The organism is Streptomyces sp. NPDC054841, from assembly GCF_053611045.1.
This window is the reverse complement of the sequence record NZ_JBSGZO010000397.1, coordinates 1-8,086: the sequence shown is the minus strand read 5'-3', so window position 1 is coordinate 8,086 and position 8,086 is coordinate 1. Positions and strand designations below refer to the sequence as shown.

Annotated in this window: 8 protein-coding genes; all 8 read right to left on the bottom strand. The window is 68.5% G+C overall.

Features of this window, described 5'->3' with window-relative positions:
- Window positions 1-74 precede the first annotated feature (74 nt).
- Window positions 75-1,283, bottom strand: coding sequence for an MFS transporter (locus ACWGI8_RS34390; protein WP_453667013.1), 1,209 nt, complete (start codon window positions 1,281-1,283; stop codon window positions 75-77).
- A gap of 219 nt (window positions 1,284-1,502) precedes the next feature.
- Window positions 1,503-3,341: an asparagine synthase (glutamine-hydrolyzing) gene (asnB, locus tag ACWGI8_RS34385; protein WP_453667011.1), complete on the bottom strand. Its 1,839-nt coding sequence runs from the start codon at window positions 3,339-3,341 to the stop codon at window positions 1,503-1,505.
- Window positions 3,342-3,539: 198 nt separating this feature from the next.
- The gene (locus tag ACWGI8_RS34380; protein WP_453667009.1) at window positions 3,540-4,208 is read right to left on the bottom strand and encodes an NAD-dependent epimerase/dehydratase family protein; all 669 of its coding nucleotides are present in this window, start codon (window positions 4,206-4,208) and stop codon (window positions 3,540-3,542) included.
- A 13-nt stretch (window positions 4,209-4,221) separates the two neighbouring features.
- On the bottom strand, window positions 4,222-5,400 hold the full coding sequence (locus ACWGI8_RS34375; RefSeq protein WP_453667007.1) for a hypothetical protein: 1,179 nt from the start codon (window positions 5,398-5,400) through the stop codon (window positions 4,222-4,224).
- A 40-nt stretch (window positions 5,401-5,440) separates the two neighbouring features.
- Window positions 5,441-6,223: a phytanoyl-CoA dioxygenase family protein gene (locus tag ACWGI8_RS34370; protein WP_453667005.1), complete on the bottom strand. Its 783-nt coding sequence runs from the start codon at window positions 6,221-6,223 to the stop codon at window positions 5,441-5,443.
- 334 nt (window positions 6,224-6,557) lie between these two features.
- Entirely contained in the window at window positions 6,558-7,043 is a 486-nt protein-coding gene (locus ACWGI8_RS34365; protein ID WP_453667004.1) for a hypothetical protein, read from the bottom strand.
- A gap of 222 nt (window positions 7,044-7,265) precedes the next feature.
- Entirely contained in the window at window positions 7,266-7,616 is a 351-nt protein-coding gene (locus tag ACWGI8_RS34360; protein ID WP_453667003.1) for a hypothetical protein, read from the bottom strand.
- A gap of 164 nt (window positions 7,617-7,780) precedes the next feature.
- A partial coding sequence (locus ACWGI8_RS34355; protein WP_453667002.1) for an IS3 family transposase occupies window positions 7,781-8,086 on the bottom strand: 306 nt, incomplete at its 5' end.

The window sequence follows — 8,086 nt, the reverse complement described above, 5'->3', positions numbered from 1 at the left end:
ATACGCCCAGTATGAGGACGACCCTCCGCCTTGCGATGCACCGCATCTGACGCCGCGCGCTGATCCACCGGGGATTACGGGACAGCCCTTAGGAGGCGGATGGGTCGGACGATGATGAGGGCGGCGGCACAGCCGAGGCTGATGACGGCGCCGACCAGCAGCAGCCGGTGTACGCCGACCAGGGCGCTGGCTGGGCCGGCGATCGCCTGGCCGAACGGCACGGCGAGGATCGAGCCGGCGATCTCGTAGGCGGCCACCCGGTTGAGCCGGTCCTCGGGGATCTGGGTTTGAACGGCGGTCGCCCACTGAACGCCCCAGAACGCCCAGCCAAGCCCGCTCACCCCGTATCCGAGCATGAGCAGCGGCACGGCGGGGACCAGGGCCGCCGCCAGTGGCATCAGCGGAAACAGGCACATCGCGATGCCACCGGCGAACAGCGGGCGAGAGGGACGCATCCGGATCGCGACCAGGCCGCCGAAGACGCAGCCGGCCCCGAACGCGCTCTCTGCGTAGCCGAACGCTGCCTTGCCGTGCGCGTCGATGATGGAGGCCGCACCGACCGGTGTGATCGGGCCCCAGACGAACACGCCCAGCACCCACCAGATCAAGATGACCGCCCACAGCCAGGACCGGGACCGGAACTCGTCCCAGCCGGTACGGAGGTTCGCGAGCGTGGAAGCCGAACGGTCAGTCTTGAACGAGGGCAGTCGCAGCGCGCCCAGGCAGATCCCGCTGACTACGAAGGTGACCGCGTTGACCACGAACACCGAAGCAGCGGAGACGGAGGCGACCAGCGTACCGGCGAGCGCGGGCCCGGCCATCGTGGCGAGCCCCTGGCTCACCCGCACTACCCCGTTGGCTTTCTGCGGGTCGTCGGCGACCTGCGGCACCAGGCTGGTGAGGCCCGGCTGGAACATGGCGGTCGCGAGTCCGCCGAGCAGCGACCCGCCGATGATGAACGACAGCGGCGGGTGCCCGAGCCAGAGGTAGACCGCGAGCGAGCCCTGGATCACGCACCGGACGGCGTCCGCGCCGATCATCTGCGGTCGGGGGTGAAACCGGTCGGCGAACACCCCGCCGAAAACAACGAAGAGGGCGAACGCCCCCATCCAGGCGCCGAGCGTGAAGCCGACCTCGCTCACCGAGAATCCGAGCGAGTACATCGCGACCGCCATGGAGACCGGGATCATCGTGTCGCCCAGCACCGCCATGGTGCGGGCGATGAAGTAGAGGCTGAAGTTCCGGGTCCAAAGGCGGGAGGGCGCAGCCGCGGACACGACCATGCGGGATCTCCTCCTGTCATTCCGCTATTCGAGGGTCGTTGTGCACGAAAGGTCCAGGGAGAGGACCACGTCAAGGTCCGTGTCGCCGAGACACCTCGGCTCCCGGCTCTTGCAGAGCCGTGAGCGGCCCCTCGTCCTGTTCCGCTCAGGTCGCCGCCGGCCTCGGGCACGGCGCCTCCCGTCTCCAGCGGGGGTCCCAGACGCCAGTCGGCTCGCGGGTCAGAGGTCCAGCCGCACACCGTAGGTACGCAGCCAGCTGTCGAGCTGGAGGGCTGTCTCCAGAGCCGCCCGGCTGACCCCGTCCGTGAGCCCGGCCGCTCCCTGCTGGGCCACCGCCTCCTGCACACCACCGGAGAGCAGGGGCGCAACGGGGCTGTCCGGTGTCCGCACGACGTGCGCCAGCCTCTCTCGGAGGGCCTGGTCGTAGGCGCCGGCCCGGAGGTTGGGATACGGAGTCTTGACCCGCAGGGCCACCGGCTCCGGGAGCAGGCCGTTCATGGCGGCTCGCAGCAGACTCTTCTCCCTCCCGTCGAAACCCTTCATGGCCCAGGGGATGTTGAAGGTGTACTCGACGAGACGAGGATCGGCGAACGGAACTCTGATGTCGAGGCCCGAAGCCATGCCCAGCCGGTCCAGCCGGTCGAACAGCACCCGTGTGTGGCGGGTGTGTGCCAGGTAGGTGACCTCCCGGTACCGCGCCTCGACCGGGTCGTCGATGTGGTCGCCGGCCGCGATCTCCGCAACTGCCGTACTGTGGCAGTCCCGCTCGTACGCGGCCAGGTCGAGCTTGGCGAGCAGCTGGGGATCGAAGAGGACGTCGTTGCCCCGGAAGCGCGGCCGGCCCTCGTCGACCCAGGGGAATGTGCTGGAGGAGACCCATTGAGGGAGCCGGTTCCAGTTGTATCCCCCGAAGACGTCGTCGCCGCACTCCCCGGAGAGGGCGACGGCGGCGTGTTCCCGGGCGGCGGTGAACAGCAGGAGCAGCGAGGCGTACTGGTCTCCCTTGTTGAGGGGCACGTCGTACGCGGCGAGCACCGATGCCCGCAACGAGGGATCAAGCAGGTCGAGTCCGTTGAGCGACACCTCGCTGTGGTGGGCGCCGACGTGCTCGGCCATCAGCCGTGCATAGATGTGGTCCTCGTTGCCTCGCGCGCCTGCCTCGGCGGAGGGGTCGTGGTCGTTGACGGCGAGGGAGCGGATGGGCCCCCGGCCGTGGTCGCGTGCGACCTGGGCAGCGAGCGCGGTGAGGGAACTGGAGTCCAGGCCGCCGGACAGCAGCGAGCAGGGCAGCTCGTCGCCCGCCATGTGCTGGGCGACGCATGTGTCCAGCAGGTCGCGCACGGTGCTTACGGTCTGGTCCAGGGTGTCTGTGTGTTCTGCGACGCGCAGTTGCCAGTAGCGGCTTTCCACCGTGCCCGACCGGGTAACCCGCACGATGCCGCCCGGGAGGACCTCCCGCATGCCGCGGAAGATGGCGTGCCCGGGCACCCTGGCGACCGAGAGGATGTCGCGAAGCCCGTCGGCGTCCACGGCAGCCTGGAAGTCGGGGTGGGTGAGGATCGCTTTCGGTTCCGAGCCGAACAGCACCCCGGCCGGGGTCTGGGCGTAGAAGAGAGGCTTCACGCCCATCCGGTCCCGGACCAGGAGCAGTTCCTGCCGGCGCGCGTCCCAGACGGCGATCGCGTACGTGCCCTGGATGTGGGTGACGAAGTCCGGCCCCCATTCCAGGTAGGCATGGAGCACCAACTCGGCGTCGGTACCGGTGCCGGCCTCGTGCCCCGACGATCGCAGTCGAGCGCGCAGTTCCTCGACGTTGTGGACGTGACCGCCGAAGGTCAAGACCGCGCGGGGGCCGGTGACGTCGTCGATCCCCAGGGGCAGGAGATCACCGTCCGGGCCGTCGCCGGACCGCCGGTGGCCCAACGCGGCGTGCTGAGAACACCACAGGCCCTCGCCGTCCGGACCGCGCCGGGACGGCGTGGCCGTCATGGCTCGGGCGATGTCCCGGTCCCGCGCCACGTCGCGCGAGAAGTCGACCCAGCCAGCTATACCGGACATGGCGTACTCCAGGGAGAGTTGGATGACAGTGTGGGCTGCGCACAGGCGTGCGCGAGGTGACTCCAGGCTGAGCAAACCGAATGTACGAGTTGGGGCAGGGCGGCCGGGGTGATCCGGTGAAATGCGGCGGCGGCCGCGAACGCCTCGACCGACCCGTTCTGCTCCGCGGACACGGCCGCCACCGGTCGTCGGGACCGCTTACGGGACCACGTAGTCGCCGTGGATGTCGCACGCGTACCACTGGGCCAGAGCGCGCATGCCCTCGTGAAGCGAGGACGAGCTCCGCCAGCCCAGTTCGGTTCCGATCAGCTCCGTCGACATGGTCCACCGCTCCGGTTCCTGCTCCTGGCTCCGCTCCCAGGGGGTACGGCGGGAGACCTCCGCGAGCAGGCCGGCCAGGTCCTCCTCCGAGTAGGTCGCCGAGGCCACGTTGAACACCGGCCGGGTGGGCGGAACGGACAGAACGGCGTGGATGGCGTCGGCCATGTCCCGGTAGTCCAGCACCTGGTGCATCGCACGCGGGTCCAGCACCAGTGGGCGGCGCGTCCACGCCAGGTGGACCCATTGTGCGCAGGGGCTGGCGGCGGGGGCGTACGGGCCGACCGGATCGGCCAGGCGCAACACCTGCACCGGGATCGCGCTGCGCTCGGCCCACTGACGGCACCGCTCCTCCTGGTGCCACCATTCCCGGGCGAGGGGATCCTCGGGCTCGTGTACCAGAGACTCTTCCGTCACGACCCGCTCACCATTGCCGCGGTACACGGCGGCCGAACCTGTGTGGACCAGTCTCTCCACACCCGCCTGCGCGGCGGCCGTGAGCACGTCCTCCAGCAGCGGGCCGGCGTTCGGCTCTCCCAGGTGGATCACGTACAGGACACCGTCAAGGTCCCCGGCCGCCACGGAATCCGGCAGGTGACGCGCGCGGTACCCTGCGTCGTCCGGGAGCCGGGCCAACTGGCGGCCGAAACCGTGACTGCCCCCGGTGACAGCGACCTGGGCACCGGGCGCGGGCCGGGGCGTTCGGGCACCGGAAATCCCGGCGCGGCGTCCCTCCGCCAGCGCGGCCAGCGCAAGGTCCCGTACCCGCGGGAGCCATGGCCACCAGTTCTTCGGCAGTGAACTCCTCACACAGGCCGCCCGATCCCAGCGTCTCCATCACCGCGGCCGCAACGGCCGGGTCCGGCTCTGGCGCATCGGCGGTGACAGCGCCGATGGCAAACCCGGTGACCCACACGGCCCGGCGCACGCGCTCGGCGAGGATGGACGGCTCTTCGGCGGCGAAGGCCTTCAGGCATTGCTCCAGCAGTCCGACGCGTCGTAGGTACCGCTCGGTCTCGAGGTATTCCCACTCATTGTCGTGCCGGAGGGCGCACCTGGCCTCGCCGTACTGGTAGAACGGCACGACCGGGAAGCGGGGGCAGTCGTCGGCCGCCGGGTCACCTGCCGTTTGGCTGAACAGCGTCGCCTGGCGGAACCCGTGGTAGCTGTTGCCGGCGAGACTGGGCAGGTCGTCGTGCTGCACCGTGCTCGGCGTGCAGAAACGCACCGGTATTCCACGGGTGTTGAGATAGCGCTGTACCACAACGTCGTAAGGCCAGCCCTCGCCGTGCTCCTCCTGAAAGCGGGCGTACTCCCGGGCCACGGCCGCCGGGAGCATCAACGCCTGGCACGGCACGTGCTCCTGGAGCGTGTATGCCCACTGGGTGCCGGTCAACGCGGCGAGGCGTGCCACCGCGCCGTTGCGGGCCTCCCATCCGGCGTAGAACGCGACCGCCTCGTGTGGGACCTGTGCCGCGACGCGCTCGGCGTGCTCGTAGAACCCTGCCGCCAGCACCACGTCGTCCTGCAGCACCAGGTGATGTGTCGCGTCCGGCGCCACACATGACCAGGACAGCGGTGCGACGCGCAGCGCGGTCGGCCGGCCTTCCGGCTCGGGGTCCATCACCACACGCATCCGGCCCTGTGCGTCGGCGTCGGCCAGGAGTTGGGCTTCCGCCGCGCGCTTGGGATGCGACATCACCGCACCGCTCAGTTTCACCGGGTGGCTCAAGGGATCCATGCCATTACCTCGCATGAGTAGGGCTGCTGGGCGGGTGGGGTCATTTGCCGGACTCATCGGCGCTCACATTGCGCACCATGCGCTTGTTGTCCTCCAGGCCATGGTCCATGCCCTGCTCTCGCTCCAGCCGGATCATCTCGGCGGGGCGGTAGTTGAGGATGTACGCGCGTCGGACCCCGTCCGTGGTGTTGCCGCGGGAGTAGTGGAGCGTGCCGCCGGCGTGCGCGACGCTGTGTCCAGGTGACAGCGGCACCGCGGTCGCACCGGGCTCGTCCTCGGAGCAGTCGCACTCGATGTTCTTGCCGTCGCTGGTGGGGCGGTGGGGACGCAGGGGCTCCTTGTGCGAGCCCTTGACGTACCACATGCAGCCGTTGTCGGGGACTGCCTCGTCCAGTGCCACCCAGATCGACACCGCCCGGGTGTCGGGCAGATCAATCCAGTAGGCCGCGTCCTGGTGCCACGGCGTCGGCACCCCGGTGTGCGGGCCCTTGTGGATAAGCATGTCGAAGTCCAGTACGGCGTCGTGGCCGATCAGCTCACGGGCCATTGCCAGGCCCCGGTCGTGCAGCGGCATGTCCAGGAGGGGCTTGTACAGCGCGGAGGGCCACATGATCTGCGTAATGTTCTCCTGAATGCCCTCACGGCGCGGCGCATGGGAACCGAGATCGGAGCGCTTGTCGCCGCTTTCGATCTCACCGTTCAGGAAGCGGTCGTATATCTCTCGATACGTTTTGACTTCTTCCAAGGAGAGCAGCGGCCCGGTCACGGCGAACCCGTCTTGCTGGAGCGCCTGAGCTCGGTCGATATGAGTGCTCACTGTCATGGCTGAATCCTTCCTGTCAGTGGTCGTCCGGCTTAACGGAACCGACCAGCCAGTTGTGGACATGAGTGGACAGAGCGCCAACCGCCGTCGGCGGTGCTTCTCGTGGATTGGGGGGACGGACCCGGATGCGCTGTGCGCCATTCCGGACCGGTCAACCGACGTGATGAGCACGAGGTGCTGAGCTGAACGGCTTCGGCCGTCGCTCCCTCGGCACTGACTGTCCAAGGCTCCAAGTCCCCTGGGGTCAACGTTGTTCAGGCGACTGCCGAGTTCCATTCCGAATCGCTGGACGATCCCGTTACCGGGCGTGTTCCGGGGCGTGTGGGCGGAGCAATCAACCGGCCTCGACCACGTGCAAGTGTTCAGGAGCTTCGGCACTGTTTCGGGCCGCGGCGTCGAGGACGCCGAGCACCCACTCGTTCAGTTCGCAGTTGGCCCGCTCCGCAGCGTCCTCCCAGTTCTGCCGCCGGGCGTGCGGGACGGTCAGACGCAGTTCCATCGCCGCCGCTGGCTGTGCTTCCGCGGCAGACGCGGTGTGGCGGATCCGGCGTCGCAGTTCGTTGCGGGACCATGCGTTCTTCTCGGCACGTTCGAGCCACTCGTCCTGCACCGAGGGCGTCAGCGAGGCGACTTCCGCATGATGCTGCATGCTGAGACCCGGCCGCCTTCGGCCGGGCCGAATCTTTCTGCGGTAGCGCTCCGGGTATCGATCCTGACCGAAGACGAGCCAGTCCCCCAGCCACCACGTGGCCGAATCGGCAGCCGCAGTTAAGACGCGACCAATGCGCGTCCACTCATCGATGGAGAGGCGCGCAGACATGGAAAGCGACGTCCGGTCCTTGCGGACCAGGCCCTCCCCAGCGGCGTGCCTTCCCGAAAGTCCGGCCCTCTGCTGTCCATGAACGGCGCGCACTGCACACACTCCCCCTAACTCGGTAGCAGTTGATCATGTTGGCGACATGACAGCTGCGCTTCAAGGTCTACACCATTGCCCGTCTCGCCGGCGGGACGCGTCCGGTCGGCGATATCGCCGGTGAGATGGTCAGGAGCAGCCGGCACCCGGTCGCTGCGACCAAGGACCAATGACGGCCGACTCAGGCAGCGCTATCAGCTGGAGGCTGCGGGGTAGGGCGGCTCTGTACGCAACGAGCCGGGGCGGGACGTCCAGGACTCGTGGCGCTCGCCGGGCGGCCGCGGACAGCAGTAGAAGGCCCTCGGCAGCCTGGTCTTCCTGCCCGTACCAGCGCAGGGCGAGCACACCGCGCGCTTTGGGGGAGCATTCGGGCAGCGCGGTTGGGGCCGTCTTGTGCCAGCGGGGCTCGGGATCGAGGACCACGATCGGGAAGAACGCGCCGAGACCGTAGTGCGCCGTCTGGACGATGTCGTGCGTCACTCGTTCCTCCTCATAGCCGGCAAGGATGGGCTCAGGCGCCGATGGGCAGGTGAACCGCCGCTCAGCAGCAGAACGCCATGGCTCGCATGTGGGCAAGGATTTTCCGCAACGGCACGTTCCGGCTTCAAGGCCGTTGTCAATCCCCTCGAATCGTGGAGACCCTCCTATGCAGCCAGCTGCTTGCTGAGGTCGGCCCAGTAGTCGTGTTCGTAGTCGATCGGGCTCTTGAAGCCACACACGCTGTGTAGCCGTCGAGCGTTGTAGAAGTCGGTGATCCAGGTCGCGATCCGGATCCGGGCCTCCGTACGGGTGGCGAAGGTGCGCCGGTGGACGTATTCGACCTTCAGGACGCTGATGAACGCCTCGCTGACGGCATTGGCACTCGCCGTCGAATGCGCTCGTTCCCCTCGATGACGATGGATGTGTGCGGCTGGTCCATCCGTTTCATCCCCGGTGTGGTGAGGCTTTCG

Excerpts from the sequence above, each read along its gene's own strand:
- ACWGI8_RS34390 (WP_453667013.1), bottom strand. The coding sequence starts at position 1,283 with ATGGTCGTGTCCGCGGCTGCGCCCTCCCGCCTTTGGACCCGGAACTTC.
- ACWGI8_RS34370 (WP_453667005.1), bottom strand. The coding sequence starts at position 6,223 with ATGACAGTGAGCACTCATATCGACCGAGCTCAGGCGCTCCAGCAAGAC.
- ACWGI8_RS34365 (WP_453667004.1), bottom strand. The coding sequence starts at position 7,043 with ATGTCTGCGCGCCTCTCCATCGATGAGTGGACGCGCATTGGTCGCGTC.
- asnB (WP_453667011.1), bottom strand. The coding sequence starts at position 3,341 with ATGTCCGGTATAGCTGGCTGGGTCGACTTCTCGCGCGACGTGGCGCGG.
- ACWGI8_RS34375 (WP_453667007.1), bottom strand. The coding sequence starts at position 5,400 with ATGGATCCCTTGAGCCACCCGGTGAAACTGAGCGGTGCGGTGATGTCG.